30 protein-coding genes and 1 tRNA gene are annotated in these 25,110 nt (G+C 43.4%); 9 read left to right on the top strand and 22 right to left on the bottom strand.

Annotated elements, in window-relative coordinates:
* Positions 1-289 precede the first annotated feature (289 nt).
* Positions 290-1,339: a pectate lyase gene (locus BSQ33_RS05665; RefSeq protein ID WP_198298155.1), complete on the top strand. Its 1,050-nt coding sequence runs from the start codon at positions 290-292 to the stop codon at positions 1,337-1,339.
* 88 nt (positions 1,340-1,427) lie between these two features.
* Here BSQ33_RS05665 and rpoS read toward each other — a convergent pair whose 3' ends face one another.
* The 11 genes from rpoS to folB all read right to left on the bottom strand — a co-directional run bounded on the left by rpoS (position 1,428) and on the right by folB (position 9,179).
* Entirely contained in the window at positions 1,428-2,414 is a 987-nt protein-coding gene (gene rpoS / locus BSQ33_RS05670; RefSeq protein WP_088133598.1) for an RNA polymerase sigma factor RpoS, read from the bottom strand.
* An 81-nt stretch (positions 2,415-2,495) separates the two neighbouring features.
* A complete protein-coding gene (locus BSQ33_RS05675; RefSeq protein ID WP_088133599.1) occupies positions 2,496-3,404 on the bottom strand; it encodes a peptidoglycan DD-metalloendopeptidase family protein in 909 nt (302 codons plus the stop codon).
* A gap of 2 nt (positions 3,405-3,406) precedes the next feature.
* Complete coding sequence (locus BSQ33_RS05680; RefSeq protein WP_072955843.1) at positions 3,407-4,033, bottom strand: protein-L-isoaspartate(D-aspartate) O-methyltransferase; 627 nt, start codon at positions 4,031-4,033, stop codon at positions 3,407-3,409.
* Positions 4,034-4,038: 5 nt separating this feature from the next.
* Positions 4,039-4,779: a 5'/3'-nucleotidase SurE gene (gene surE / locus BSQ33_RS05685; protein ID WP_088133600.1), complete on the bottom strand. Its 741-nt coding sequence runs from the start codon at positions 4,777-4,779 to the stop codon at positions 4,039-4,041.
* A 3-nt stretch (positions 4,780-4,782) separates the two neighbouring features.
* Positions 4,783-5,829 carry a tRNA pseudouridine(13) synthase TruD gene (gene truD / locus BSQ33_RS05690; protein ID WP_088133601.1) on the bottom strand — a complete coding sequence of 349 codons (1,047 nt, stop codon included), beginning with the start codon at positions 5,827-5,829 and terminating at the stop codon, positions 4,783-4,785.
* Between the two features lie 80 nt (positions 5,830-5,909).
* Entirely contained in the window at positions 5,910-6,383 is a 474-nt protein-coding gene (gene ispF / locus BSQ33_RS05695; RefSeq protein WP_088133602.1) for a 2-C-methyl-D-erythritol 2,4-cyclodiphosphate synthase, read from the bottom strand.
* A 49-nt stretch (positions 6,384-6,432) separates the two neighbouring features.
* The gene (gene ispD, locus BSQ33_RS05700) at positions 6,433-7,125 is read right to left on the bottom strand and encodes a 2-C-methyl-D-erythritol 4-phosphate cytidylyltransferase (protein WP_088133603.1); all 693 of its coding nucleotides are present in this window, start codon (positions 7,123-7,125) and stop codon (positions 6,433-6,435) included.
* The gene (gene ftsB, locus BSQ33_RS05705; protein WP_088133604.1) at positions 7,126-7,407 is read right to left on the bottom strand and encodes a cell division protein FtsB; all 282 of its coding nucleotides are present in this window, start codon (positions 7,405-7,407) and stop codon (positions 7,126-7,128) included.
* 139 nt (positions 7,408-7,546) lie between these two features.
* The gene (locus BSQ33_RS05710) at positions 7,547-8,314 is read right to left on the bottom strand and encodes an undecaprenyl-diphosphate phosphatase (RefSeq protein WP_088133605.1); all 768 of its coding nucleotides are present in this window, start codon (positions 8,312-8,314) and stop codon (positions 7,547-7,549) included.
* The gene (folK, locus tag BSQ33_RS05715) at positions 8,314-8,829 is read right to left on the bottom strand and encodes a 2-amino-4-hydroxy-6-hydroxymethyldihydropteridine diphosphokinase (RefSeq protein WP_088133606.1); all 516 of its coding nucleotides are present in this window, start codon (positions 8,827-8,829) and stop codon (positions 8,314-8,316) included. Before folK ends, BSQ33_RS05710 begins: the two co-directional genes overlap by 1 nt.
* Positions 8,826-9,179 (bottom strand): bifunctional dihydroneopterin aldolase/7,8-dihydroneopterin epimerase, encoded by a 354-nt coding sequence (folB, locus tag BSQ33_RS05720; protein WP_088133607.1) that lies wholly within the window; start codon positions 9,177-9,179, stop codon positions 8,826-8,828. The genes folK and folB overlap by 4 nt, the downstream gene beginning before the upstream one ends.
* A gap of 291 nt (positions 9,180-9,470) precedes the next feature.
* On the opposite strand from folB, the gene plsY reads away from it, so the two are divergent.
* A complete protein-coding gene (gene plsY, locus BSQ33_RS05725) occupies positions 9,471-10,061 on the top strand; it encodes a glycerol-3-phosphate 1-O-acyltransferase PlsY (RefSeq protein WP_088133608.1) in 591 nt (196 codons plus the stop codon).
* A 71-nt stretch (positions 10,062-10,132) separates the two neighbouring features.
* Here plsY and BSQ33_RS05730 read toward each other — a convergent pair whose 3' ends face one another.
* Both BSQ33_RS05730 and tsaD read right to left on the bottom strand, forming a co-directional pair.
* Entirely contained in the window at positions 10,133-10,954 is an 822-nt protein-coding gene (locus BSQ33_RS05730) for an alpha/beta fold hydrolase (protein ID WP_088133609.1), read from the bottom strand.
* Between the two features lie 182 nt (positions 10,955-11,136).
* A complete protein-coding gene (gene tsaD, locus BSQ33_RS05735; protein ID WP_088134543.1) occupies positions 11,137-12,156 on the bottom strand; it encodes a tRNA (adenosine(37)-N6)-threonylcarbamoyltransferase complex transferase subunit TsaD in 1,020 nt (339 codons plus the stop codon).
* A 223-nt stretch (positions 12,157-12,379) separates the two neighbouring features.
* Between tsaD and rpsU the strand changes: the two genes are divergently transcribed.
* The 5 genes from rpsU (at position 12,380) to BSQ33_RS05760 (ending at position 17,158) form a co-directional block, all read left to right on the top strand.
* A complete protein-coding gene (rpsU, locus tag BSQ33_RS05740; protein ID WP_001145625.1) occupies positions 12,380-12,595 on the top strand; it encodes a 30S ribosomal protein S21 in 216 nt (71 codons plus the stop codon).
* A 25-nt stretch (positions 12,596-12,620) separates the two neighbouring features.
* Positions 12,621-13,064, top strand: a complete 444-nt coding sequence (locus BSQ33_RS05745) for a GatB/YqeY domain-containing protein (protein WP_088133610.1) — start codon at positions 12,621-12,623, stop codon at positions 13,062-13,064.
* 107 nt (positions 13,065-13,171) lie between these two features.
* Positions 13,172-14,938 carry a DNA primase gene (gene dnaG, locus BSQ33_RS05750; protein ID WP_088133611.1) on the top strand — a complete coding sequence of 589 codons (1,767 nt, stop codon included), beginning with the start codon at positions 13,172-13,174 and terminating at the stop codon, positions 14,936-14,938.
* A gap of 98 nt (positions 14,939-15,036) precedes the next feature.
* Complete coding sequence (rpoD, locus tag BSQ33_RS05755; protein WP_088133612.1) at positions 15,037-16,938, top strand: RNA polymerase sigma factor RpoD; 1,902 nt, start codon at positions 15,037-15,039, stop codon at positions 16,936-16,938.
* Between the two features lie 143 nt (positions 16,939-17,081).
* Positions 17,082-17,158: transfer RNA gene (locus BSQ33_RS05760), tRNA-Ile, on the top strand.
* 195 nt (positions 17,159-17,353) lie between these two features.
* Here the strand turns inward: BSQ33_RS05760 and BSQ33_RS05765 are convergent.
* From BSQ33_RS05765 to BSQ33_RS05790, 7 genes are all read right to left on the bottom strand, one after another.
* Entirely contained in the window at positions 17,354-17,542 is a 189-nt protein-coding gene (locus BSQ33_RS05765) for a hypothetical protein (protein ID WP_072955804.1), read from the bottom strand.
* A gap of 125 nt (positions 17,543-17,667) precedes the next feature.
* Positions 17,668-18,015 carry a hypothetical protein gene (locus BSQ33_RS05770; RefSeq protein WP_074371893.1) on the bottom strand — a complete coding sequence of 116 codons (348 nt, stop codon included), beginning with the start codon at positions 18,013-18,015 and terminating at the stop codon, positions 17,668-17,670.
* Positions 18,015-19,205 (bottom strand): hypothetical protein, encoded by a 1,191-nt coding sequence (locus BSQ33_RS05775; protein ID WP_232471954.1) that lies wholly within the window; start codon positions 19,203-19,205, stop codon positions 18,015-18,017. The genes BSQ33_RS05770 and BSQ33_RS05775 overlap by 1 nt, the downstream gene beginning before the upstream one ends.
* A 133-nt stretch (positions 19,206-19,338) precedes the next feature.
* Positions 19,339-19,566 (bottom strand): hypothetical protein, encoded by a 228-nt coding sequence (locus BSQ33_RS21515; RefSeq protein WP_157721351.1) that lies wholly within the window; start codon positions 19,564-19,566, stop codon positions 19,339-19,341.
* A gap of 246 nt (positions 19,567-19,812) precedes the next feature.
* Entirely contained in the window at positions 19,813-20,364 is a 552-nt protein-coding gene (locus BSQ33_RS05780) for a hypothetical protein (protein WP_088133613.1), read from the bottom strand.
* Positions 20,365-20,430: 66 nt separating this feature from the next.
* Positions 20,431-21,783 (bottom strand): hypothetical protein, encoded by a 1,353-nt coding sequence (locus tag BSQ33_RS05785; protein ID WP_157721352.1) that lies wholly within the window; start codon positions 21,781-21,783, stop codon positions 20,431-20,433.
* Positions 21,784-22,137: 354 nt separating this feature from the next.
* Positions 22,138-22,689: a TetR/AcrR family transcriptional regulator gene (locus tag BSQ33_RS05790; RefSeq protein ID WP_088133615.1), complete on the bottom strand. Its 552-nt coding sequence runs from the start codon at positions 22,687-22,689 to the stop codon at positions 22,138-22,140.
* Between the two features lie 91 nt (positions 22,690-22,780).
* Here BSQ33_RS05790 and BSQ33_RS05795 point away from each other — a divergent pair, with 91 nt between their 5' ends.
* Positions 22,781-23,224, top strand: coding sequence for a hypothetical protein (locus BSQ33_RS05795; RefSeq protein ID WP_088133616.1), 444 nt, complete (start codon positions 22,781-22,783; stop codon positions 23,222-23,224).
* 380 nt (positions 23,225-23,604) lie between these two features.
* Positions 23,605-23,841: a DUF2789 domain-containing protein gene (locus tag BSQ33_RS05800; protein ID WP_088133617.1), complete on the top strand. Its 237-nt coding sequence runs from the start codon at positions 23,605-23,607 to the stop codon at positions 23,839-23,841.
* A 133-nt stretch (positions 23,842-23,974) separates the two neighbouring features.
* Here the strand turns inward: BSQ33_RS05800 and BSQ33_RS05805 are convergent, their stop codons facing one another.
* Together BSQ33_RS05805 and BSQ33_RS05810 are read right to left on the bottom strand one after the other, a co-directional pair.
* Positions 23,975-24,313, bottom strand: a complete 339-nt coding sequence (locus BSQ33_RS05805) for a hypothetical protein (protein WP_088133618.1) — start codon at positions 24,311-24,313, stop codon at positions 23,975-23,977.
* Between the two features lie 332 nt (positions 24,314-24,645).
* Positions 24,646-24,954, bottom strand: coding sequence for a hypothetical protein (locus tag BSQ33_RS05810; protein WP_088133619.1), 309 nt, complete (start codon positions 24,952-24,954; stop codon positions 24,646-24,648).
* Positions 24,955-25,110 lie beyond the last annotated feature (156 nt).

The raw sequence follows: 25,110 nt of genomic DNA on the forward strand, positions 1-25,110 counted from the left end.
ACCCTCACCGTTTATGACTCGTCTGCAGGCTATTCCTCAAACTGAGACATGATTGATATCTAACTCATCCCATATTCCGATAGCACTAACAACATCCGCAATATTGCAAGTAACAGAAATGAGAATTTCACAATAAGATGATCGTTGATTCAATAAAACAAACAAATGAAACGATGTTTTGGATTTTTATTAAGACAAGTGGTAATAGTATAAATGAGCATTTTACTTGCTCAGTATATTTATAATAAGAATCGATATCCTGTCCATATAAAAAACAAGAAGGGAACATATGATGATTCATCGAACAACGGTGGCTTTACTTTCATTACTGTCATGCCAGTTTGCAATGGCGAGTGATTTGACACTCATGCTATACCAGCAAGACGCACAAACCATCCTGAGCTGGTCATCCGATCAGGATAGTATCGTACGTCAAGAAGTTTACCGAAAGTCCACATTATCAGATCAAGGAGAAAGAATTGCGGTTTTGACTCCGGATGAAAGAACATTTGAAGATACAACAGCAGATGGCTACACCGATTATTACTACCAGATCAAGGCAGTTGATGATCAGGATCACACCTTTATTTCCAATGATTCCAGCACAAATAGCAGCGAAGCAAATTATTTAACCACCAGTCTCATGGCTGCCAGCTCATCTGAGTGTTATGCAGGGGCGGTAATTAGCAACAAAACGGTTGACTGCGGAGGTAAAACCATCGGATTAAATTGTAATGGGGATGCAGAGGGTCAGAAAGCCGTGCTCACCTTACACAACGCAACCGTAAAAAATGTCCGCATCTCTCGAAATGGCGGTGCTGATGGTATTCATTGTGAATCCGGTAACTGCACTTTACAAAATGTCATCTGGGAAGATATCTGTGAAGATGCTGCGACCAATAATGGCAAGAGAATGACCATTATCGGTGGGGTTGCCTATAACAGTGCCAATGGCCCGGGTGGCAAACCTGACAAAGTATTCCAGCACAACTCGAAAAATAGCACGACCGAAATCCGCGGCAATTTCACCCTCACTGGTCAACACGGAAAACTGTATCGTTCTTGCGGAAATTGTACCAACAATGGTGGCCCGAGATACCTCTCAATCAATGGCGTTAAAGTGGATGCTAAAATTGGATCAATTGCTGGCATCAACGGCAACTATAGAGATTCAGCAACCATCCGAAACCTGAAAATCAAGAACTACAAAACCGGAAAACCCAAAGTCTGTGTCGAGTATGTCGGTATTCCGAAAGGTCAGGGTGAATCGAGAAAAATTGGTGAGAAATGGAATACAAGTGCCTGTAATGTCTCGCATTCAGATGTACGAAAATTGTAATCCATACAGGATGAAAACAGAAACCCCGTACAAACGGGGTTTCGCTTAAAATGATCGGTTACTAATTTTTTAGATAATAAATGATGTCTTATTCTTCACTCTCTACATCGAACAAAGACTCCATGTTCAAGCCTTGTTTCAGTAGAATTTCTCTTAAACGACGCAGGCCTTCAACTTGGATTTGGCGTACTCGCTCACGGGTTAGATTAATTTCTTTACCAACCTCTTCTAAAGTGGATGGTTCATATCCGAGTAAACCAAAGCGTCTTGCCAACACTTCTTTCTGTTTCGGATTCAGTTCATCTAACCAATGTAACAGTGAAGATTTGATATCATCATCTTCTGTTGAATATTCGGGGTCATAGTGTTTTGCATCAGGAATAATATCCAACAATGCTTTATCACCATCACCACCAATCGGTGTGTCAACAGAACTAATTCGTTCGTTCAGGCGGAGCATCTTACTGACATCATCAACCGATTTATCCAGCTCAAGCGCAATGTCTTCCGCTGTTGGTTCATGGTCTAACTTCTGTGATAGCTCACGTGCTGTCCGTAAATAAATATTTAGTTCTTTAACAACGTGAATAGGTAAACGAATCGTTCTGGTTTGATTCATCAACGCCCGTTCAATCGTTTGCCGGATCCACCAGGTTGCATACGTAGAAAAGCGAAATCCTCTTTCTGGATCAAACTTTTCAACGGCCCGAATCAACCCGAGGTTGCCTTCTTCGATTAGATCCAGCAAAGCCAGACCACGGTTACTATATCGGCGAGATATTTTAACAACGAGACGTAGATTACTCTCAATCATGCGCTTACGAGCGGCTTCATCTCCTCGGAGAGCCCGACGTGCATACAGGATTTCTTCCTCAGCGGTTAACAAAGGAGAAAAACCAATTTCGCCTAAATAGAGTTGAGTCGCGTCTAAACTTTTGGAAGTGACTTCGTAATCTTCCCGAGTTTCGACGGATGTTGCGTTAGAACTGACCTCATTGTCCAATGTATTGAGATCAAACGCTTCTGAATCAAAATCAAATTGATCGACCTTAGTTACTGAATTGCTTTTACTCATGATGCCTCCCCCTGGCGAGCTAGCAAGACACTACTACTTTCAATGTCGCTATATGGTGCTTACGCTTATCAATTCAAATACTTATGGTAAGTAGCGTTTTGGATTCACTGGCTTACCCTGATAGCGGATTTCAAAATGTAAACGAACACTGCTGGTACCGGAACTTCCCATTGTTGCGATTTTCTGGCCAGCTTTTACACTTTGTCCCTCACTCACTAGCAACCGATCATTGTGCGCATACGCGCTAAGATATTTATCATTATGCTTTATAATCACAAGATTACCGTAACCTCTTAAAGCATTCCCCGAGTAAACAACGGTTCCTGCTGCCGAAGATACGACGGACTGACCTCGCTGCCCTGCAATATCAATCCCTTTGTTCCCTTGATCAATAGCCGAAAATTTTCGGATAACCCTCCCTTTTGTTGGCCATAGCCACCTATCAACTTTTGTGACATGTGCTAAATTAGTAGTTGGTAAATTAGAATTAACATTTTCTTTACCTTCGGATTCACCATACCCCTTTGATTGTGAAGATTCAATACTTTTACCTGACGGTTTTTTAACTTCGTCATATTTATTCTCTAAATTATTAGAGATTTGCTTATTCTTAGAATCTTTTAATGAGACGCTAGTTAACACTTCATCAGAACCTTTGATCCCTATCCCATTTTTGCCCATGGCAACAGACTGTGACTTCCCGTAAGAAGGCGGTGTATAAGCGGGTTTCCATAAGTGTATTTTTTGACCGGGATAGATCGTATAAGGGGGGGAGAGATGATTATAACTGATCAAATCTTCTACATTTTTGTCGGTTAGGTAAGCGATAAAGTAAAGTGTATCTCCTTTTTTAACTTGATAGTAACTCCCACGGTAACTCCCCCGAGAGGCCTTTTTTACGTCAGACACCGGTGCGGGTGATATCGCGGCACATCCAATCAGATATGTTGATAAAACGGCTAAAATTAAAAGTCTGATGCTGCTTCTCATTGTTAGGCTAAATCACCTGCAACTAAAGGAACGAACCGGACCATTTCAATGATTTCTGAATGAAACGACTCATGATTCCGGGTGATTCTCAGGAGCTGTTGTTCATCACTACCAACAGGGATCACTAATCGTCCCCCGTCAGCCAACTGATCTAACAGCGCCTGAGGTATTTCAGAAGCAGCAGCTGTCACAATAATGGCATCAAAAGGTGCCTTGGTGCGCCATCCCTGCCAGCCATCGCCATGTTTCATGGATACATTGTAAATATCCAGTTGTCTCAGACGACGCTTTGCTTCCCATTGCAACGTTTTTATTCGCTCAATCGAACACACATGCTCAACTAAACGTGCCAATACTGCGGTCTGATACCCAGAGCCGGTTCCGACTTCCAGTACCCGGCTTGTCGGTGTCAGTGCGAGCAGTTGGGTCATCTTGGCAACAATATAAGGCTGAGAAATAGTCTGCCCCAACCCGATTGGTAATGCGTTATTTTCATACGCCTGATGAACCATGGCCTGTGAAACGAAATTCTCTCTCGGTAGTTCACGCATCGTGTCCAGAACACGTAAATCTTCAATGCCGTTTCTGACAAGAAAGTCGATCAACTTATCAGCGAGTGAATTTGACATATCAACTACCTTTCCAGCCAATCTGCCACCGCGTTGATCGACTCATGGGCGGTCAAATCCACTCGTAATGGCGAGAGCGACACAAATCCATGATCAACGGTGTAAAAATCAGTGCCTTCTCCTGCATCCTGTTCTTTACCCGGCGGTCCCAACCAGTAAATATCATGCCCTCGCGGATCTTTTTGCCGGATCATACTCTCCGCATGATGTCTTGCTCCCAAACGAGTCACTTTCATACCGTGAATACGTTCCAACGGCAGATCAGGAATATTGACATTCATCAATCGATTGGTCGGGATTGGAGAATGTAAGTGTTGTTTGACAATCTGGCGGGCAATATGAGCAGCGGTATCAAAATGAGTCTCACCCACCAAAGAAAATGCAATGGATTGAACCCCTAAAAAATGCCCTTCCATTGCTGCGGCAACAGTCCCGGAATAAAACACATCATCGCCTAAATTCGCACCATGATTAATACCACTCAAGACCAAATCAGGTAAGGCATCTTTCATTAATTCATTCAAAGCGTAGTGAACACAGTCCGTGGGTGTCCCTTGAACAGAGTAAATCGCTGGTGCAATTTGCTGAATCCGCAAAGGTTGCTCCAGTGTCAAAGAGTTAGAAGCCCCGGAGCGATTTCGATCCGGAGCCACAACCACAACTTCAGCCAAATCAGACAACGCTTCAGCTAACGTATTAATTCCCCGAGCATAGACACCATCATCATTGCTCAACAAAATTTTCATCAATCAGAACTCCCTTTCCACAGGTATTTCTTCAATTAGCTCTCGTAATAAAGAAGTCGCAAAGCATCCCGCATCAAGCGAAAAATTCAATATAACCTCATTTTCCCCCAGCTTCCAATCCAGTTGCTGAGGTTTGAGAGCAATATTCCGCCTTTCATGCTTCATTCGGTTCCCGCGAATCAATTTCATTAAATCTGGCTCATCATCAACAAACCGCTGTTCTAAAGCGAGTGCTTCTCGACGGGTTGGCAGCGCATTATCTCCGGCCAGAGCCGCTGAAATACCAGCTTGCCGCTGCACAACGGATGATTGCCACTGAGCAAGCATGTCATCGCCTTCAACGAGAATTGCTTCATTGCCCTGAAGCACAATGTCTCCATCAATCAAATGATGGAAACAATCTTTTGTAATCCGTTCGGAGACGATCTGATTAAAAATCCAAGAGCGAGCGGTAGAAAGATAGAAACTGCGCTGATTCTGGTTGCGAGTGCGGACATTCTCCCGTCCCCATCGCCGAGCCTCATTTAAATTATTGCCCTGATGACCAAACCGTTGTGCACCAAAATAGTTCGGCACGGCCTGTTCACAAATCATGTTCAAGCGTTGCTCAACATCCGCGATGTCGGTGACTTCTGTTAACGTAATCTGAAAATGATTCCCTCGTAGATCTCCCGGTCTCAATTTGCGCTGATGACGGGTCGTTTCAAGGATCTCTATGTGGGGATAACGCGCCTGAAAAGCAGAAAAGTCCGGGGTCTCCCCTTTTGGTAAGTGAACACTCAACCATTGTTCGGTGACAGCATGGCGATCTTTTAAACCCGCCCAACTCACATCTTTCGACTTCACACCACATGCTTTAGCTAACTCATTGGCGACAAAGCTGGTATTTTCTCCGCTCTTGCGAATGCGAACCATCAGGTGCTCACCCAATCCATCCAATGGAAACCCGAGATCTTCCGTGACAATAAAATGTTCTGGTTTTACTTTGATTTTTGCCTTTGCAACTGGTTTTCCATATAAATAGGCCAGATTGGCTAAAACATCATCCATGCGGATATCCTCGTTATGATGGTCAAGCCATCCCCCTGACGGGGTTATTTACAACTAAACTCATGAATAAAATCAGTGAATTACTTCATTAATAGCACAACAGCTTCACAGGCGATCCCTTCCTTACGTCCGGTAAATCCCAATCGTTCTGTCGTCGTCGCTTTCACATTGACATGGCTGATATCAGTTGCCAAATCCTCAGCAATCAAAGCTCGCATCTGGTCAATGTAAGGTGCCATTTTCGGTGCCTGCGCAATAATCGTAATATCGGCATTACCCAATCGATAACCATGCGCAATCACTTTCTGATAAACACTCCGCAGCAGCGCTCGACTATCAGCCCCCTTCCACTGTTCATCCGTATCGGGAAAGTGGCGTCCGATATCTCCGGCTGCAATGGCGCCCAGTAATGCATCGGTTAATGCGTGCAAAGCCACGTCGCCATCTGAATGAGCCAATAGCCCTTGTTCATAAGGGATCGATACACCGCCAATGATGACAGGCCCTTCACCGCCAAATTTATGAACATCAAACCCGTGACCAATTCTAAACATAACCATTCCTTACTACTTTATTAAGGTATTATTCTTTAAGGCTTATCTATTATTCTCGACTGAGGTAAAACTCAGCCAGTGCTAAATCTTCAGGTTGCGTCACTTTAATATTATCAGCTCGACCCAAAACAATACGTGGCTTGTCCCCATGCCATTCCATCACTGAAGCTTCATCTGTCACAGCGATATGCTGATCAATCACCCGGGATAAAGCACGGTGCAATTCATCAGTCCGGAACATTTGGGGGGTCAATGCATGCCAGAGGTTCTCTCGCTCTACAGTACCGATAATATCTTGGCTGTGATCGGCTCGCTTCATCGTGTCCCGAACCGGTGTTGCCAATATCCCGCCAACGTCATGTGATATGACGACTTCGATCAAGCGATCAATATCACTCAAACGAATACATGGACGCGCCGCATCATGCACCATCACCCATGTTGTCGGGATGTGTTTCACAACATAATCCAGTGCCGCAAAAACCGAATCTGATCGTTCCTGACCACCGGCAACCCGAATAATCTCAGGATCAGAGGCGAGAGATAACTGACTGAAATAAGGATCATCCTCACCGACGGCAATGACGACTTTGCCAACCTGTGGGTGAGCACGCAATTTTTCGACTGTATGTTCCAGAATGGTTTTGCCGTGAATCATCAAATACTGTTTCGGCTTATCGGTTAACATCCGACGGCCGACACCAGCCGCTGGAATAACCACTGAAATGAGTTCCTGAACCATTTAGGGGCGGTCCTCATTAATCACACGGTAAAATGTTTCACCTTCTTTCACCATACCAAGCTCATGCCTTGCTCTTTCTTCAACGGCATCCAGCCCCTGACGTAAGTCATCTATTTCTGCATACATTTCTTTATTTCGTTTTTGTAAATTCACATTCACCGAACGCTGAGTTTCGATTTCATCAGAGACACGATGAAAATCGGAAACGCCATTTTTGCCAAACCACAGAGTATACTGGAGCACGATTAAAAATAGAGTCAGTGTTAAAGCAAATACTCGCATGACGCTCACTTGTGATTTCAAATAGAATGTCTGAGAAGTCTATCAAAAATGACTGAAAAGAACTTCCCTCTTATATTATCAGTCCGTTAAGGGCCGACTTGCTGACCAGTAGCCCTTACAACACAACGGTTCAGCAAGATTAATAAGCCCAATACAGTAAAAAGCCACCGAACACGATGCGATAAATACCAAAAGCATTGAATGTAAAGCGATTCAGAAAAGCGAGAAACAGCTTCATGACAACCCAAGCTGCGATATAAGACGTGATAAAACCAACAATCAGAGGTAACGCACTTTCACCTTGAAAATTTTGATGGTTTTTCAATAAATCTAAACCACTCGCAGCAAGCATCACCGGCAAGGCCAGTAGAAATGAAAATTCAGCACTCGCTTTACGGCTGACGCCCACAAGTAAAGCACCAACGATGGTTGAACCGGCCCGGCTGGTCCCCGGAATCAAAGCAAACACCTGAGCAATCCCGATCCAAATCGCTTGCCGATAGGTGATTTGATCCAATGTTTCAGCCGTCGGAGCATGATTTTTCAAGAAACGCTCTACAATCAGAAAAATAATCCCCCCAATAATGAACATGATCGGGACAACCTGAATGTTAAACAGCGCTTTTACTTGATCCTGGAACAAAAAGCCAATAGCTGCGATGGGTAAAAATGCGATGCATACTTTCATCCATAATGCAAAATATCGGGGATGGAAGCGCTCTTTATAATTCGTCAGCACAGCTAAAATAGCGGACAGCTGAATAATGACTTCAAAAGCTTTATTACTCTCTGTTTGAGGGAGACCAAGCCAATCACTGACAATAATTAAATGTCCGGTTGATGAGATTGGTAAAAATTCGGTAATACCTTCAACCAATCCAAGTATAACACTTTGAATTAAATCCATTATTTACTCTTTACATTGGGAAAATTAGTTTTAGTGAACCAGAATTCTACAGGCTTCAAAACTTCCAGATTGTCAGCCTCAAGCCAAATTTGTCGGACACTTCGTCCATCACCCGGCAATAAAAGATCAGGGCACAGTTCAAAAAGCGGCTGAATCACAAACGGATACTGATAAATATCTTGACGAGGCAACTGCGGTGCTTCATCACTCACAACATCACCAAATAAGATGATATCCAGATCCAACGTTCGATCCTGATATTTTTGGGCATCGGGTTGTCGCCCCCAGTTTCGCTCGATATCCTTGAGCATTCCGGTAAAAGCTGACAATGAAAGATCAGTCTGCATTTCAATGACTAAATTGAAAAATGCCTCACTTCGAAATCCTTGTGACGGAGATTCATAAACCGTTGAAAGGCGAAGTTGATCTCCCAATTTTTTCAGTTCACAGACTGCGGCCTCGACATGCTTATGTCGGTCGATATTGGAACCGACACCGACATAAACCAACGTCATAGCTGGCCCCTTTCAATCACGACACCGACACCAGCCGCCTGAGGCACCGCCCCCGGTTTCGTCAGACGAATCCTGAGCCAAGGCACTGTAAAAGTCGTCATGATCAAATTGGCAACCTCTTCAGCGACACGTTCTATGAGTAAAAACCTTCCATTTTCAACATATTGAATAATCTTTTGGCTCACCTGAGCATAATCCAATGCATCAGTGACATCATCACTCTGACCTGCCGGGCGATTGTCATGCGCCATTTCGATATCGAAAACGAGCTTCTGCTTGATCTGCTGTTCCCAATCGTAAACACCGATCGTTGTGACAACAACTAACTGTTCTATAAATACTTTATCCATCAATTATCTCACCACATTTCAATCCCAAATATCGAATTGAGATAAAAAATCATCCTGTGTTATCACCAAACCTGCTCTCAAAGCTGCCAGAAAGAGAGCGCCATCAGATATACAACAAATAATTCTGTTTAAACCTGTATTTTAAGATCAATTTGGCATATACCCAAGCCTCCTTAGGATGACTTAGGTATAGTGATTATCATATACTTAAATGATTTCAATATGCGAAATTAATATAGATTTTTATAGATCGAATCATACAGTTAAACTTGCACACAACTCAGGGCCCACATGACGCCATTGATACTTCTGATCATTATCTCAGCTTACCTGCTTGGCTCGATTTCAAGTGCGGTGCTTGTGTGTCGTCTATTCCGGCTTCCCGATCCCAGAGAGTCCGGCTCTCATAATCCGGGCGCAACAAACGTTCTGAGGGTCGGCGGCCAAAAGGCAGCCGTTATTGTGCTGTTATGCGATATGCTGAAAGGCACGATTCCAGTCTGGGGAAGTTACTTTCTGGGTGTAACGCCTTTCCTGCTTGGCGTCATCGCAATTGCCGCTTGTTTAGGGCATATTTATCCGATTTTTTTCCATTTCCGAGGGGGAAAAGGCGTCGCAACAGCATTAGGCGCAATCGCACCGATCGGGCTCGACTTAACCGCGGTAGTCATGGTGACATGGCTGACAACCTTGCTTATCACCCGATATTCTTCGCTGGCAGCATTAATCACCGTGTTACTCACGCCCCTATACACTTGGATGATCAAACCCAACTACACGTTACCTGTCGCGATGCTGTGCTGCCTGATTGTTTTCCGACATCAAGAAAATATGAAACGTCTGCTCAATGGCACAGAACCCAAAGTCGGTGAAAAAAACTGATCTGACAATCAAGGCCAATGTACAAAGACAGTGCTCTTAATTGTCAGATTGATTAAGGAAGGTGTTGAGATTTAAGGCGCAAGTGACTCAAAGAAATCTTGCAACGCTCGTGTGACAAACTCCGGTTGCTCCAGATTACTGATATGACCGGCTTGAGGAACCACAACCAGTCGACTCCCCGCGATAGCATCCTGCATCAGATGAGACTCTAACACTGGCCGAGGCTTATCCTGCTCTCCCACCATGATCAATACAGGCAAATTCAGATTATCTGTTTCATCCATCAGATCCCGACGATCAAACACCATCTTGCCGATTCGGCCCATTTCCGCAATCTGCGGCCCCGAAGTTTCCAGCAAAAACGTTCGAAACGCTGTGACAAAATCAGGTTCTGCCGCTTGCTGTAAAGCATGATCAGAGAAAAACATCGATACAACTTGTGAAATCATTGGTTCAGGAAAAGACCGCGTTGCAATTGCGGCATCGATCATTGCAAAATATTTGGCATGCATCACTTCAGGCTCAAGCCCGATAAACGTATCCATCAAAACCAGCGCATTCACTCGCTCTGGTGCGATCAATGCCAGCTCAGCTCCCCACATACCGCCGACAGACAATCCAATGATTGAGAATGACTCAACCGCAAGATGATCCATGAGTGCCAACATGTGTTCGGCATAGTCTGTTAGCGAATGCATATCGTCAGGGGCGGCATCAGATTGACCATGTGACCATAAATCGGGAACGATACACCGATAATTCTGACTCAAAGCAGCCATTTGTGGTTGCCACATCTGGCTATGCCAAAGGTAGCTATGGCCGAACAGTAGCACCTCGCCAGTACCGATATCCTGATAACGCATTGTTTTGCCGTTCACTGTAAATGATTTCATTCGTTTGATGACCTTATAGACTGATTCATACTATTGTTATTTTTTAATGCTCGGTGATTATATGAGCACTGACAGAAAAACAGCCCAAGTTAGCTCTATTCAGTCAAATCCCGTGGAAACAGAATCCAGCAAGAAAAACAGGTTGAGCGTAATATTTGGGCTGCTGTTATTGAACATAGCGTTCAGGAATGAACCGCCTGAAGCTGATCAATTGGCCAGCGAGGCGTCGCCTGCACGGTAAGGCCGGAAACTTCTCCATTTTTGAAGCGTTGCATACCAGCATAAGCAATCATGGCACCATTATCGGTGCAAAATTCAGTCCGCGGATAATAGACCGCACCACCGACTTTCTGAGCCAATTGCGCTAAATCGGCTCTCAACCGTTGATTGGCACTCACCCCGCCTGCAATGACGATCCGTTTTAATCCGGTTTGTTCCAGAGCCCGACGGCATTTGATCACCAACGTATCACACACGGCTTCCTGAAAAGCATAGGCAATATCGGCACGCGTCTGCTCATCATCACCATGTGCAGCAATCGTATTAGCGGCAAACGTTTTTAAGCCGGAAAAACTCATGTCCAGCCCGGGCCGGTCAGTCATTGGACGAGGAAAACGAAAGCGGCCCTGAGTGCCTTTTTCAGCTAAACGAGCCAATAATGGCCCTCCCGGATAATCCAGCCCCATTAACTTCGCTGTTTTATCGAATGCTTCTCCGGCGGCATCGTCAATTGATTCACCGAGGATCTGATACGCCCCAATGCCTTGGACTTCGACAATCATGGTATGCCCACCCGAAACCAACACCGCAACAAAAGGAAACTCAGGCGGGTTTTCTTCCAACATCGGTGCCAGCAAATGTCCTTCCATATGATGAACTGGTACTGCTGGTACATTCCAGGCATAAGCGAGACTACGCCCTATCGTGGCACCAACCAGCAAAGCACCAACTAACCCCGGGCCGGCCGTGTAAGCCACCCCATCAATGTCTTCCGGGCGACAATCAGCCTCTGCCATTGCAGCCTGAATCAGAGGGATTGTTTTCTTAACGTGATCCCTTGAAGCAAGTTCCGGGACAACGCCACCATAATCAGCATGAAGTTTTATCTGACTATATAATTGATGAGCCAATAAACCTTGTTCATCATCGTAAATCGCAATCCCCGTCTCATCACAAGAGGTTTCAATACCTAATACACGCATAATTTTCCGGAAAAATTCCATCTCGACATCAAAATTGACGCCATGTTACCTTGCCTTCACAGGACAGACAAATTTTGTACAGAGATTCATCCATAAAACACTTTACAAAGCCTTTCCATTCGGATTAAAATTCCGCACCATTTTTGATTGTGCTGGTAAGTACCGGATATATTCCGACTGAACGAGACCAGCGTTAACGAATATCCCCTGAGGTGAAAGGCATATGCCAGTAGTTAAAGTACGTGAAAACGAACCGTTCGACGTCGCTCTGCGTCGTTTCAAGCGCTCTTGTGAAAAAGCAGGTATTCTTTCTGAAGTGCGTCGTCGTGAGCACTATGAAAAACCAACCACTGTTCGCAAACGCGCTAAAGCAGCAGCTCAAAAGCGTCACGCTAAGAAGCTTGCTCGCGAAAACGCTCGTCGCGTTCGCTTGTACTAATAGCTCCTTCGGAAAGGAATGAGTTATGGCTCTGATTGACAAACTCAAAGAAGAGCAAAAACTTGCGATGAAAGCCAAGGATAAAATTCGCCTTGGCACTATTCGTTTAGCTATGTCAGCAATCAAACAACGTGAAGTCGATGAGCGGATTACGCTAACCGACGATGATATCGTTGCTGTTCTGACAAAAATGGTTAAACAACGTCGCGATTCTGTCGCACAATACGAATCTGCGGGACGACAAGATCTGGCAGATGCGGAAAGCAACGAAATCACAGTGCTTGAGGAATTTATGCCTCAGCCATTAACTGATGATGAAGTGCTGCAACTCATTGATGACGCAATTACCGCTTCCGGTGCTCAAGGCATGCAGGATATGGGTAACGTCATGGCTGTATTGAGACCGCAAATTCAAGGGCGTGCAGATATGGGAAAAGTTAGCGGCTTAGTTAAAAGCAAACTTACTTAACCCACTCCTCTAAACATCAAGCCGTGCTATTCTATATGGCACGGCTTGTTTGTATACACGCTAACATGTAAATTAGCTATCCACAGTAACATTAGCTATCAGGTCTTATGGCTGGGTATATTCCTCGAAATTTCATCAATGATTTACTCGCTCGACTGGATATCGTCGATGTTATTGACGCTCGCGTCAAACTTAAAAAAAAGGGAAAGAACTACAGCGCCTGCTGCCCTTTTCACAATGAAAAAACGCCATCCTTCAGTGTCAGTCAAGACAAACAATTCTATCATTGTTTCGGCTGCGGTGTGCATGGGAATGCCATCGACTTCATGATGGAATACGAACGTTTAGAGTTCGTCGAAGCCATTGAAGAACTTGCAGGCTTACTTGGATTAGAAGTCCCGAGAGAAAAAGGCACAACCCCGTTCGATGCCCAAAAATCACAGGCGCGTAAAGAACAAAAACGCACCTTGTATGATTTAATGGAACAGATTGCGCAGTTTTATCGCCATCAACTCAGACATCCAAGCAGCAAGGTGGCAATCGATTATTTAAAAAATCGCGGTCTATCGAAAGATATTGTCCAAAAATTTGGTATCGGCTATGTCGCTGATGAATGGGATCTGATCCATAAAAATTTTTCCCGCACGCCAGAGTCAGAACAGATGCTCACCGCTGCAGGAATGCTGGTTGAGAATGACAACGGGCGTCGCTATGACCGTTTTCGAGGTCGGGTGATGTTTCCCATCCGGGATCGTCGTGGACGTGTGATTGGTTTCGGTGGCCGAGTTCTTGGGGACGGGACACCCAAATATCTCAATTCGCCGGAAACCGACATTTTCCACAAAGGAAAAGAGTTATATGGTTTATACGAAGTCCTTCAGGCGCATCGTGAGCCGCCACAAATTCTGGTAACAGAAGGTTACATGGATGTCGTGGCACTGGCTCAGTACGGTGTTGACTATGCGGTTGCATCTTTGGGGACATCCACAACCAACGATCATCTACAGGTACTTTTCCGACAAACTAATGCTGTCGTTTGTTGTTATGATGGCGATAATGCAGGACGACAAGCTGCATGGCGAGCATTAGAGAATGCGCTCTCCCTACTCAGTGGTAATAAAACCCTGAAATTTATGTTCTTGCCGGACAAAGAAGATCCAGACTCATACATCCGTCAACGTGGTACAGAAGCATTCGAACATCAAGTTCAGCAATCGATGTCTTTCTCTGATTTCCTGTTTCAGGGATTAATGTCTCGTGTGGTAGATAACAGTAGTCGGGAAGGTCGTTTTCGGGTTATCCATCTGGCCGAGCCTTTAATTAATCAGGTTCAGGACGAAGCACTAAAAATTTATCTCTGGGAAGAATTGTCATTGCGCACCGGCCTCAGTGCAAATGCGATTCAATCGGCATTGAATAAAAAGCAAGTTTCGGAACACACACCGGCGATTCGCCCGCAAGCGGAAATGAAGCGAACACCAATGAGAGAAGTTATCGCTTTGCTTCTGCAAAATCCGAACTATGCTGATAGGATACCGGATCTTTCAAGTATCGCGACACTTGATATTCCCGGCTTGAGCTTATTTATTGAGGTCCTTGAAAAATGTCGAAATTACCCCAATGTAACAACAGGTCAGCTACTTGAAAACTGGCGAGGCCATCGAAATGAACCTCTTCTATCACGTCTTGCTAGCTGGGATATCCCTCTCGTAGAAGACAATCAAGAAGAAATATTTTTAGACTCACTGGATAAGATAATTACCCAGTGTGTTGAAAAACAAATTGAAAATCTGCAGGCAAAAGAGAGAAGCGTTGGTTTATCAGCTGACGAGAAAAGGGAACTACTAGCATTGATGCTAGATTTAAAAGCGTAATCCCTTATTTATAGCCAACAAATGATTAATTTGTTAGAATACGTGGTTTGCATTCCGCATACTAATTCCGTCACTAGAAATGAAGTTGGATACCGTCTATGGATCAAAATCCGCAGTCACAGCTTAAATCACTTGTCCTTAAGGGCAAAGAACAAGGCTATCTGACCTACGCTGAAGTCAATGACCACCTCCCTGCAGAAATTGTAGATTCTGAGCAGGTAGAAGACATTATTCAGATGATTAACGACATGGGTATCAAGGTAGTCGAAACTGCACCTGATGCTGATGATCTGGCACTGAATGATGATACGAACATTACGGATGAAGATGTTGCAGAAGCAGCCGCAGCAGCTCTCTCCAGTGTTGAAAGTGAAATTGGCCGTACGACAGACCCAGTCCGTATGTATATGCGTGAAATGGGAACTGTCGAGCTTCTCACTCGTGAAGGTGAAATCGATATTGCAAAGCGCATTGAAGAAGGGATTAACCAAGTTCAAAGCGCTGTTGCCGAATATCCGGGAACCATCCCTTACATCCTTGAACAATTCGACAGAGTTGAAACTGAAGAGTTAAGACTCACCGATTTGATTTCAGGCTTTGTCGATCCAGATGCTGATGAAACAACATCACCAACAGCGACCCATATCGGTTCAGAACTGACGGGGTCAGATCTGGAAGACGAAGATATGCCTCTTGCATCAAAGAATAAAGATGATGAGGAGGAGGATGAGGAAGACGAAGAAAGTGGTGATAACACTAGTGATGATGATGATAGTGACGACGATGTCGGTATCGATCCTGAACTAGCACAAGAGAAGTTCAATAACCTTCGTAACAAATATCGTGATTACCAGTTAGCACTGAATGAATTCGGTGAGTCTACCGAACAAACGTCACAAGCATCTGAACTTGTTCTCGATGCCTTCCGTGAGTTTCGTCTGACCCCAAAACAGTTTGATAATCTGGTTGAAACACTTCGCGGCTCAATGGATCGGGTCAAAACACAAGAACGCTTAATCATGAAGCATGTTGTTGAACATGCCAAAATGCCGAAAAAAGCGTTTATTACAGCATTTACCGGTAATGAGTCTGACGAAAACTGGCTGGATACGCTTTTAGCATCTGACAAACCTTATGTTGATAAAATTCGTAAGAGCGAAGAAGACATCCGCCGTTCGATCCAGAAACTTAAAGCCATTGAAGAAGAAACATCTTTAAGTGTTGTGCGTATCAAAGATATCAGCCGTCGTATGTCTATCGGTGAAGCGAAAGCACGTCGAGCCAAGAAAGAGATGGTTGAAGCGAACTTACGTTTGGTGATTTCAATTGCGAAAAAATACACCAACCGAGGCCTACAATTCCTTGATTTGATTCAGGAAGGGAATATCGGTCTGATGAAAGCTGTTGATAAATTTGAATACCGTCGTGGTTACAAATTCTCGACTTACGCAACATGGTGGATTCGTCAGGCAATCACTCGCTCGATTGCTGACCAAGCACGGACGATTCGTATCCCAGTCCATATGATCGAAACGATCAACAAGCTGAACCGGATCTCTCGTCAAATGCTTCAGGAAATGGGGCGTGAGCCACTACCGGAAGAACTGGCAGAGCGAATGCAGATGCCGGAAGACAAAATCCGTAAAGTGCTGAAGATTGCCAAAGAGCCAATCTCAATGGAGACACCAATCGGTGACGACGAAGATTCGCATCTGGGTGATTTCATTGAAGATACAACGCTCGATCTGCCAATAGACTCAGCAACCGCAACTAGCTTAAAGGCTGCGACACGTGATGTTCTGGCAGGGCTAACCCCTCGTGAGGCCAAAGTGCTTCGGATGCGTTTTGGTATCGATATGAACACAGACCACACTCTTGAAGAAGTGGGCAAACAGTTTGATGTAACCCGTGAACGGATTCGTCAAATCGAAGCCAAAGCACTACGCAAATTACGACACCCAAGTCGTTCAGAAACACTGCGTAGCTTCTTAGACGAGTAGTCTGATTAAAGTAACGTACAAAAGGTGAGCGGATGCTCACCTTTTTTATGCCCAATGATTTAAGTGAATAAAATATAAGCACATTTAGTCACCATTGAGGCTAGACAGTATCAGACGTATCCCCTATAATCGTCCGTCTTAAGGGGCCTTTAGCTCAGTTGGTTAGAGCATCCGACTCATAATCGGCAGGTCCTGGGTTCAAGTCCCGGAAGGCCCACCAAATATCAAGGACTTAGGTGATTTTCATCTAAGTCCTTTTTCTTTGTTTTCTATTTATAGCATATTTATAGCAAAATTATTTATAGCAGTGGTGCTATAAATCCGGCTGCTATATTCGGTTCCCGGATAAGAAAAAAGGCCGGAGTATTCCGACCTTTACAACAAGTTACAATCATCAAATGGTTCACTGAATTCTCTACTTCATCCGCATCAATGCAACCTCTAATTTGTTCTGAATCGGCTGTAGCAGGAAAAACAACGATTCCCCGCTTAAATGTTCCATAGAACCTTTCTGAGCGATTGCCAAGGCCGACAATCCTAAAACAATTTCGTGAGCTTCATGAATGAGATCGGAAGGGTCTTTAGATGAATCACAATGACACATGATGAATTCTCCATGCGCCTTTTGGTTATATCGAGGTTCCTAAGCCCGGCACTGGATTTTGCCAGTACACGGGTAGATGAGTTCTGTTGGAGGGAGGTGTCAAATGATGTTTGTATGGACTGAAATCAAAGAAAACGTTCAGCAATAACAGAAAGCCAAAAGATAAAGAAACTGTAGAAACAGGCCGAGTTCAGGGTCATCAAAACCCGAAAACCTTTAGATGTTGTCGTCATCCGGTGATAAATAAACGGATACGCAACACAATAACGGTTAAAACGCCCACCTATGGCAAAAAATGTCATGTGAAAAGGCTTTTCATAGACTTCATTAACATCTTTCGCCAACTGCTCATCTATAAACAGAATACGCTTTGAATTACCTAATGAAATACTGATAGATTGAATTCCCAAAGGAACAATCCAGCCTATAAAAAAACCGCCCGAAATCAGTTGTATCCAGTCAATGAGATTCACTATTCGAGTCCTTCCATCGTTTTTTCATAAATAATATCAACTGTAGCTTTACCTGCCATAGATCCAAATGTACCGCCAATGAATCCCCCAGCAACAGCACTACCAACCAAAGCAATGGCAATCACTGGTGCAGACGCTGCCCCAACAAAGCCTAATGCAAGAGTTGCAATAGCAGCTCCGATTTCTCCCCCCCAGACGCCAGCAATCCATCCAGAGAAAAAGCCTACAACTTCCCTTGCAGTTGTTTTACCACACTCCCCTCTACCATCGACTGAACAAGCATCGTAAATATTATTTACTCCACTAGCTGCTGCTAATCCAAGGCCTAAATAACCAACACCTCTAGCCCCCCAAACACCAACTGAAATATTGGCAATTCGTTTGCCAAGGTTCGGGACGACGCCACTCTTAATAATGTCATCCGCATTATGAATTACAGATTTGGTAGAAAGCCTGAGTGATTTTTTTACCTGCCGAAAAGCAGGGATGTTTATAGCGCGGCTTGAAAAGCGGGTAAATGACTGGTCCAGTTTATTGAGCAGTGCCGCACGTTCAGCAACAAAAGAACCATAATTAATCCCACCTGTACGACTTGCCATAGCCACTTGGGTTACATAAAGAGAATTTATTTCCTGAATGATACTACTGACATTTTTTAAATGACCTTCAATTCCTGTAGCAACGGCACCAACACCAATAGATGCATAAGCATATTGATCCGAAGGTAAGCCGTTATCCCGGATATATTTCAAACCGTTCGAAGCATAATAGTCTAATAATTCAAAATGGCGGTAAACAGTTGCGACCTCTTCATCACTAAGCTTCGCTAATTCGATACTAGCTGTTTGCGCCTCTTCCTGTAACTCAGTAAGCGACTGCTTCTCTTTATCGGTTGTAGGCTCCGTGGTTGGTAATATAACAATTTCGCCCTGACGAACGGGTTCATTCAGATGAGTATTATACTTTTTGACTAATTGCTTTTGTGTCGTGGTCGTGTCAGAAGTGAACAGACTTGTCCACAAATCTTGCTGAGATTGCGTTGATTCGACCTGCATCCATCCCAGAAAAAATTGCTGTTCCTGTGCCTTTTCCTGAGCTTTTCTTTCCTGAAGCATCGCCCACGTTTTTTCACTGTTGAGATGATTTTCCCGGCATTGTTTCTCATAGCGCTCTTTCAGGGATAATTTCACGGGTTCAGGCTCAATGTAAGGCTCGGTATAAACCAACGCATTGACACTCCCTGAATAGAATGAACCGACCCCATGATTCACCAGTCCCACTCTCTCGGTATAGGCTTTGTGAGCCAACGAATCGATATTGGATTCAACCGCAGGATTGACCCGCCAGTATAGGCCAGTATAGATTGCCCCATTCATCCCGATCTTGGATCAGTAAAGGGATAGACGGAACATCAGTAAGCAACACCTGATGCCCGGTGCGGAGCTGTTCGAGAAAGGCTTGAAATAACATTCTGTTCGGGAGCACAGATTTTAAGTCGGACTCGCGCAGGGACATAAAATCCCCTTCAACCTGAGCGAACTCATAAGCCATCAGGTTGTAGACTTGAATGATTTGGTAATTTATTGAATTTACTTGTTTTTATTTATTATTAAAATGAGCGCGTATTATACAGTGGTGGTAAGTGAGATGCAGTTGTAGATATGAAACTAGGAAATTAATTTGATTTGGGTTCCGTGATGATGAGCCACTATTGTTTTAGTGGTCAGTATGGTGTTGACTGACACGTTTATGGACAGAAACGTTTTAAAAATGATGCTCTATAGTGTTTCTGTCAGATTAGGAAAAGTATGTTGAGGTCTTTGGTGTAACCCAAGCCATTGTTTCATAGTCATATACCGTGCAATTAGAGAAAATTTCGTCGATATCACTAATATGCTTATAGTTTACGCTTGGCATAAAATGAACAATGTATGATTCGACTATAGAGCTATAACCCTCACCATAATCGTCAAGTTCATCAAGGTAAGCATCTAAAAACACTTCGTCACTTTCAGCTGTACCTAGAATCACAAAATTGCTATTCGAGTAACGTATGAGTTTGATTTCAAGCTCGTGCTTTTCTATATCAGAATATAACTCTTCCCCTATTGGGAAAACTTCCATGCTTCCAATCTTGCTCACTTTTTGAGGTGCATCTCCGAGAGATGACAAATGAAATTTAAGCAATAAATCCACTTGCTGTCGTGTTAATTCTGAATGCTGTCGAAAAACATCTTCTTGAATTGAACGAGGGTCAATCGTAGTGTTTTTTAGCAACAAATAGCTAAGCGTATCCTTTGTATTAATTTCAAAAAGGTGAAACTTATTGATTAATGTTCTTCGTACCAAATTTGCCTCCCATGAGGGTGAACATAACGTCGCAAACAGTGGCGCTTTCACCAACGTCACAACACTTTAAAAACTCAAAACAACAAGTGACCAAGCGTTAAGCGTCCATTGATTTACTTTGTTATAACCAACTTTCATTGCTGTTTCTACAACCGATGTCTTAGCACATTCGCCATTTTCATCAGAAACACAAGCCTGATGAATATTTTCTAAAGCGCTGGCACCTGATAGCATAACTCCAACGCGCCCAACATATTTGGCACCTTGAATTCCGATTGAAATATTGGCAATCCGTTTACCAAGGTTCGGGACAATTCCCTTTTCAATAATTTCATCTGCATGATGAATCACTGATTTTGTAGAAAGCCTGAGTGATTTTTTCACCTGCCGGAAAGCCGGGATGTTTATAGCGCGACTCGAAAAGCGGGTAAACGATTGATCCAGTTTATTGAGCAGTGCCGCACGCTCGGCAACAAAAGAACCATAATTAATCCCACCTGTACGACTTGCCATAGCCACTTGGGTTACATAAAGAGAATTTATTTCCTGAATGATACTACCGACATGCTTTAAGTGACTTTCAATCCCCGTCGCAACGGCACTAACACCGACTGATGCATAAGCATATTGATCCGAAGGTAAGCCGTTATCCCGGATATATTTCAAACCGTTCGAAGCATAATAGTCTAATAATTCAAAATGGCGGTAAACAGTTGCGACCTCTTCATCACTAAGCTTCGCTAATTCGGTACTAGCTGCTTGCGCCTCTTCCTGTAACTCAGTAAGCGACTGCTTCTCTTTATCGGTCGTTGGCTCCGTGGTTGGTAATATAACAATTTCGCCCTGACGAACGGGTTCATTCAGATGAGTATTATACTTTTTGACTAATTGCTTTTGTGTCGTGGTCGTGTCAGAAGTGAACAGACTTGTCCACAAATCTTGCTGAGATTGCGTTGATTCGACCTGCATCCATCCCAGAAAAAATTGCTGTTCCTGTGCCTTTTCCTGAGCTTTTCTTTCCTGAAGCATCGCCCACGTTTTTTCACTATTGAGATGATTTTCCCGGCATTGTTTCTCATAGCGTTCTTTCAGGGATAATTTCACGGGTTCAGGCTCAATGTAAGGCTCGGTATAAACCAACGCATTGACACTCCCGGAATAGAATGAACCGACCCCATGATTCACCAGTCCCACTCTCTCGGTATAGGCTTTGTGAGCCAACGAATCGATATTGGATTCAACCGCAGGATTGACCCGCCAGTATAGATTGCCCCATTCATCCCGATCTTGGATCAGTAAAGGGATAGACGGAACATCAGTAAGCAATACCTGATGCCCGGTGCGGAGCTGTTCGAGAAAGGCTTGAAAGGATATCCCGAAGGGAATTACAGATTTCACATCGGACTCACGCAAGGACATGAAATCCCCTTCAACCTGAGCGAACTCATAAGCCATCAGGTTGTAGACTTGAATGATTTGGTAACTTATTGAATTTAATTGTTTTTATTTATTATTAAAATGAGCGCGTATTATACAGTGGTGGTAAGTGAGATGCAGTTGTAGATATGAAACTAGGAAATTAATTTGATTTGGGTTCCGTGATGATGAGCCACTATTATTTTAGTGATTAGTATGATGTTGACTAACACGTTTATGGACAAAACTGTGTTACGAGTTAAACCTAAAAGGGTTTATTTCGGATGACAAAAAGTAGTGAAAACATTTAAAACAGTTATCACTTTTTGTGTGCCACAACAAACCAGACTCTTACTATCACTCCTTGTTAGAAGACACCTGTTCACAAACTTTTCTACATGAATCCAACACATCTTGTGCCAGTTGCTCATCTGTTAACGCTCTGGCGATAGCAACGCCGCCAATGAGCATTGCTGAAATAGCGTAAGACATCTCTTTATCTTTCACTTGTTTGTTGTGTTCTATTAAAGCTGAAAATCCTTTAAAAACATTGGTGTATACATCTCTTATTTCCTCTTCCTTTGTGGCAACATCGGTGGTTAAAAATGCAAGAGGACAAGATGGATCCTTAAGATTGACATGAGACATACTGAGATAATTTGTGAACACGGTATTAATATTGGTGTCCCAATGTTTGTCCATGCTCATTTTTGCTGCTTTGGTGATTGCTTCAGCGTACAAATGGTTTTTTGATGAAAAGTGTGAATAAAAGCCCCCATGTGTTTTTCCTGCATCTTTCATCACGTCCCCTATAGAGATTTTATCGTATCCATAAGCAGTAAAGAGGCGAGATGCACTTTCTAAAATTTCTTCCCGACTTTTCGATTTTCTTTCTTTAGGCCACGTCATACAAATCCCTCTTTCACTATATTACCTTGAACATATAGTGAAGCAGTTTAGCATCATCATGAACACAAAAATATAACTAAGGAGTATGGTGATGTCAGAAGAATATCGGGTCGAACATAGGAACCACTATTCAGTTTTCAAAACTGAAAACTTATCGGATTTAAGAAAATACACATTTGCCCATAATGCGATTGCAGGAAAAGTTGCTGGTAAATTATTTTTGAGTCAGGTTCTCAATTGCTCTGGTTCCATCGTTTCTTTAAACCAATTGGAATCGCATACCTCGCTGCCATTTTATCATCGACATCTAAAAAATGAGGAAATTTACTTTTTTATCAAAGGAACCGGGCAGTTTTTAATTGATGATGATTGTATTGATGTCTATGAGGGGACTGCAATAAGAGTATCCCCAGAAGGCGTTAGAGGATTAACAAATAACGCTGATGAGGTATTAGTTTATCTGGTGATACAAGGAGTATTAAATTCATTTTCATTAGAGCAAACAATTGAAGATGGAAGAATTGTAGAGATGTAATTGAAATAGGTATAGTTGAGCTAGTCATGTTGACTAGCTCGAATTTGGGCAAAACCGTTTTACCCAATCACTCTTTTTCCCCTAAAAATACACTTATTCACAGAACTCCAAGTTAAAAGAAGGCGCTAAGCCGGACTCTATCCGCCATGCAAAAACACGGGTGATTAATTCACGTCCGGCAGTCATCACCCTTTTAAAGCCCTGACCAGTTCGTTGTCACAATATTGGCTGGTTTTCACCGCTCCGGTGTCTTGGTCGATGGAAAGTCCTTTTTCTTTATGCCAATCTGTAAACCAAAATATCAGTCACGACGTTAAAACCGACTAATTTTTGCACAACGTATATACTTCAGGTAAGTGGACACAACTCAGGAGGCAGTGATGGAAATCTATCAACACGACATGTCGGATCTATTCGAACAGCTTGGTCTCGGAAGTTCACCGGAAGAAATCAAAGCGTTCGTGAAAAACCATCGACATTCACGAGACTCAACACTGATACATGAAGCCAGCTTTTGGACAGCTTCCCAATCCGCTTTTTTGAAACAGGCAATTGAGGACGATGCGGATTGGGTCGAGTTGGTGGATCAACTCGATGTGATGCTGCGCGACGAATAGATCAATCACGTTTCTGGGGTAAAAAAGATTTTACCCCATCACTAAATCAGCCATCACCGATATCAAATATTGAGATTTCTGCACCTCTTGGAACAAATCAAACCGATATAAGCCAAGAGATAGGCTGATATAACTACATACTGCCTCGGCAGTAACTCACCCAGACCTGATCACTGCCACAACCGCTATCGACGACACAATCGAGACTTTTCTTTTGTACTTGCATTGAAAGCAACCATGAATAGAACTCTTTAAAATGTGGTTTATCCATATTCAATCTAAAATATTGCGGTCTAACACCTGCACATTGTCCCTGATGAGTCCCATTGAGATAAAATCGGCCGTCTGTTCCCATGTGAATATAATTGGGCACACCTAAACTAATCCATCCACGACCATTTCCTTGCGCGTCTAAAGCGAATGAATTCACATGCACCATAAGGCCAATCACGAAAATAAATATTTTTTTCATAAAGATTCCAATTCTATGATTTTAAAGTAAGTGTTGGGATTTCAAAAAGTCATTTAAAAATATTTCCCAGCCAACATAATCTAGACCAGCTAAATTTAAATAGCGGCACTTGATATGCATGAGGTTTATATCACACAGATATAATAAGGAAAAGTTCATTCACTATTATAGAAAATGCGCGCATGGCAAAAATTTGCTCAAACAAGCGACATCGTCAATGCAAATTGCTCAAAATAAAAACGTTCAGGCAGTATCATGTGCTGCCTGAACGTTTTTATATCACACGCTCTTTGAAACTCGCGGCCTACCCGATTCATGGCTCATTCTATCGATTATGGCCAAGCACGTTTTTTACCGCCATTGGCTTTAATCAGCTCAATCGCTTTCTTCGATTTATCTTCAATCGACCGTAAACTACGCGTGACTTTCTCCTGAAACTCAGCTTTACTCTGACCATATTCCTCAGGCGGGGTTGATGCGTGTGATTGCAATTGGTGGATCATCTGAACCAGTTGCTTATTCTGTGCTTCGAGTGACTTCACCTTCGCAGTCAACTCTCGCAACATACCATTCTGCTCTTGGATTCGAGATTCTATGTTATTGAAAGACTGGAGTATTTGTCCGATATTTTGATCTGCCATCGCTATATCCAATTAGACCTACATCCCTCAAGTGTAGGTCAGACTTCGCGATTTATTCGACCAATGTAGACGCCCAATGTCATGATGATAGAAACCCCTGTTTATCACCATTCGTCCGTGATTTGAAGCGGGGCGGCCTCTGCCGCCCCGAAACAA

Source organism: Vibrio gazogenes, from assembly GCF_002196515.1.
Lineage (GTDB): Bacteria > Pseudomonadota > Gammaproteobacteria > Enterobacterales > Vibrionaceae > Vibrio > Vibrio gazogenes_A.

Coding starts and splice junctions, on each gene's coding strand:
- truD (WP_088133601.1), bottom strand. CDS start 5,829: ATGGATGATGTTTTAGCCAATCTGGCCTATTTATATGGAAAACCAGTT.
- rpsU (WP_001145625.1), top strand. CDS start 12,380: ATGCCAGTAGTTAAAGTACGTGAAAACGAACCGTTCGACGTCGCTCTG.
- BSQ33_RS05795 (WP_088133616.1), top strand. CDS start 22,781: ATGTCAGAAGAATATCGGGTCGAACATAGGAACCACTATTCAGTTTTC.
- BSQ33_RS05765 (WP_072955804.1), bottom strand. CDS start 17,542: ATGTGTCATTGTGATTCATCTAAAGACCCTTCCGATCTCATTCATGAA.
- BSQ33_RS05730 (WP_088133609.1), bottom strand. CDS start 10,954: ATGAAATCATTTACAGTGAACGGCAAAACAATGCGTTATCAGGATATC.
- BSQ33_RS05710 (WP_088133605.1), bottom strand. CDS start 8,314: ATGGATTTAATTCAAAGTGTTATACTTGGATTGGTTGAAGGTATTACC.
- ispD (WP_088133603.1), bottom strand. CDS start 7,125: ATGGTTCAGGAACTCATTTCAGTGGTTATTCCAGCGGCTGGTGTCGGC.
- BSQ33_RS05790 (WP_088133615.1), bottom strand. CDS start 22,689: ATGACGTGGCCTAAAGAAAGAAAATCGAAAAGTCGGGAAGAAATTTTA.
- dnaG (WP_088133611.1), top strand. CDS start 13,172: ATGGCTGGGTATATTCCTCGAAATTTCATCAATGATTTACTCGCTCGA.
- ispF (WP_088133602.1), bottom strand. CDS start 6,383: ATGTTTAGAATTGGTCACGGGTTTGATGTTCATAAATTTGGCGGTGAA.
- BSQ33_RS05800 (WP_088133617.1), top strand. CDS start 23,605: ATGGAAATCTATCAACACGACATGTCGGATCTATTCGAACAGCTTGGT.
- folB (WP_088133607.1), bottom strand. CDS start 9,179: ATGGATAAAGTATTTATAGAACAGTTAGTTGTTGTCACAACGATCGGT.
- BSQ33_RS05665 (WP_198298155.1), top strand. CDS start 290: ATGATGATTCATCGAACAACGGTGGCTTTACTTTCATTACTGTCATGC.
- BSQ33_RS21515 (WP_157721351.1), bottom strand. CDS start 19,566: ATGGCTTATGAGTTCGCTCAGGTTGAAGGGGATTTTATGTCCCTGCGC.
- ftsB (WP_088133604.1), bottom strand. CDS start 7,407: ATGCGAGTATTTGCTTTAACACTGACTCTATTTTTAATCGTGCTCCAG.
- BSQ33_RS05680 (WP_072955843.1), bottom strand. CDS start 4,033: ATGTCAAATTCACTCGCTGATAAGTTGATCGACTTTCTTGTCAGAAAC.
- BSQ33_RS05745 (WP_088133610.1), top strand. CDS start 12,621: ATGGCTCTGATTGACAAACTCAAAGAAGAGCAAAAACTTGCGATGAAA.
- plsY (WP_088133608.1), top strand. CDS start 9,471: ATGACGCCATTGATACTTCTGATCATTATCTCAGCTTACCTGCTTGGC.
- surE (WP_088133600.1), bottom strand. CDS start 4,779: ATGAAAATTTTGTTGAGCAATGATGATGGTGTCTATGCTCGGGGAATT.
- BSQ33_RS05805 (WP_088133618.1), bottom strand. CDS start 24,313: ATGAAAAAAATATTTATTTTCGTGATTGGCCTTATGGTGCATGTGAAT.
- BSQ33_RS05675 (WP_088133599.1), bottom strand. CDS start 3,404: ATGAGAAGCAGCATCAGACTTTTAATTTTAGCCGTTTTATCAACATAT.
- rpoD (WP_088133612.1), top strand. CDS start 15,037: ATGGATCAAAATCCGCAGTCACAGCTTAAATCACTTGTCCTTAAGGGC.
- folK (WP_088133606.1), bottom strand. CDS start 8,829: ATGACGTTGGTTTATGTCGGTGTCGGTTCCAATATCGACCGACATAAG.
- rpoS (WP_088133598.1), bottom strand. CDS start 2,414: ATGAGTAAAAGCAATTCAGTAACTAAGGTCGATCAATTTGATTTTGAT.
- tsaD (WP_088134543.1), bottom strand. CDS start 12,156: ATGCGTGTATTAGGTATTGAAACCTCTTGTGATGAGACGGGGATTGCG.
- BSQ33_RS05810 (WP_088133619.1), bottom strand. CDS start 24,954: ATGGCAGATCAAAATATCGGACAAATACTCCAGTCTTTCAATAACATA.
- BSQ33_RS05785 (WP_157721352.1), bottom strand. CDS start 21,783: ATGTCCTTGCGTGAGTCCGATGTGAAATCTGTAATTCCCTTCGGGATA.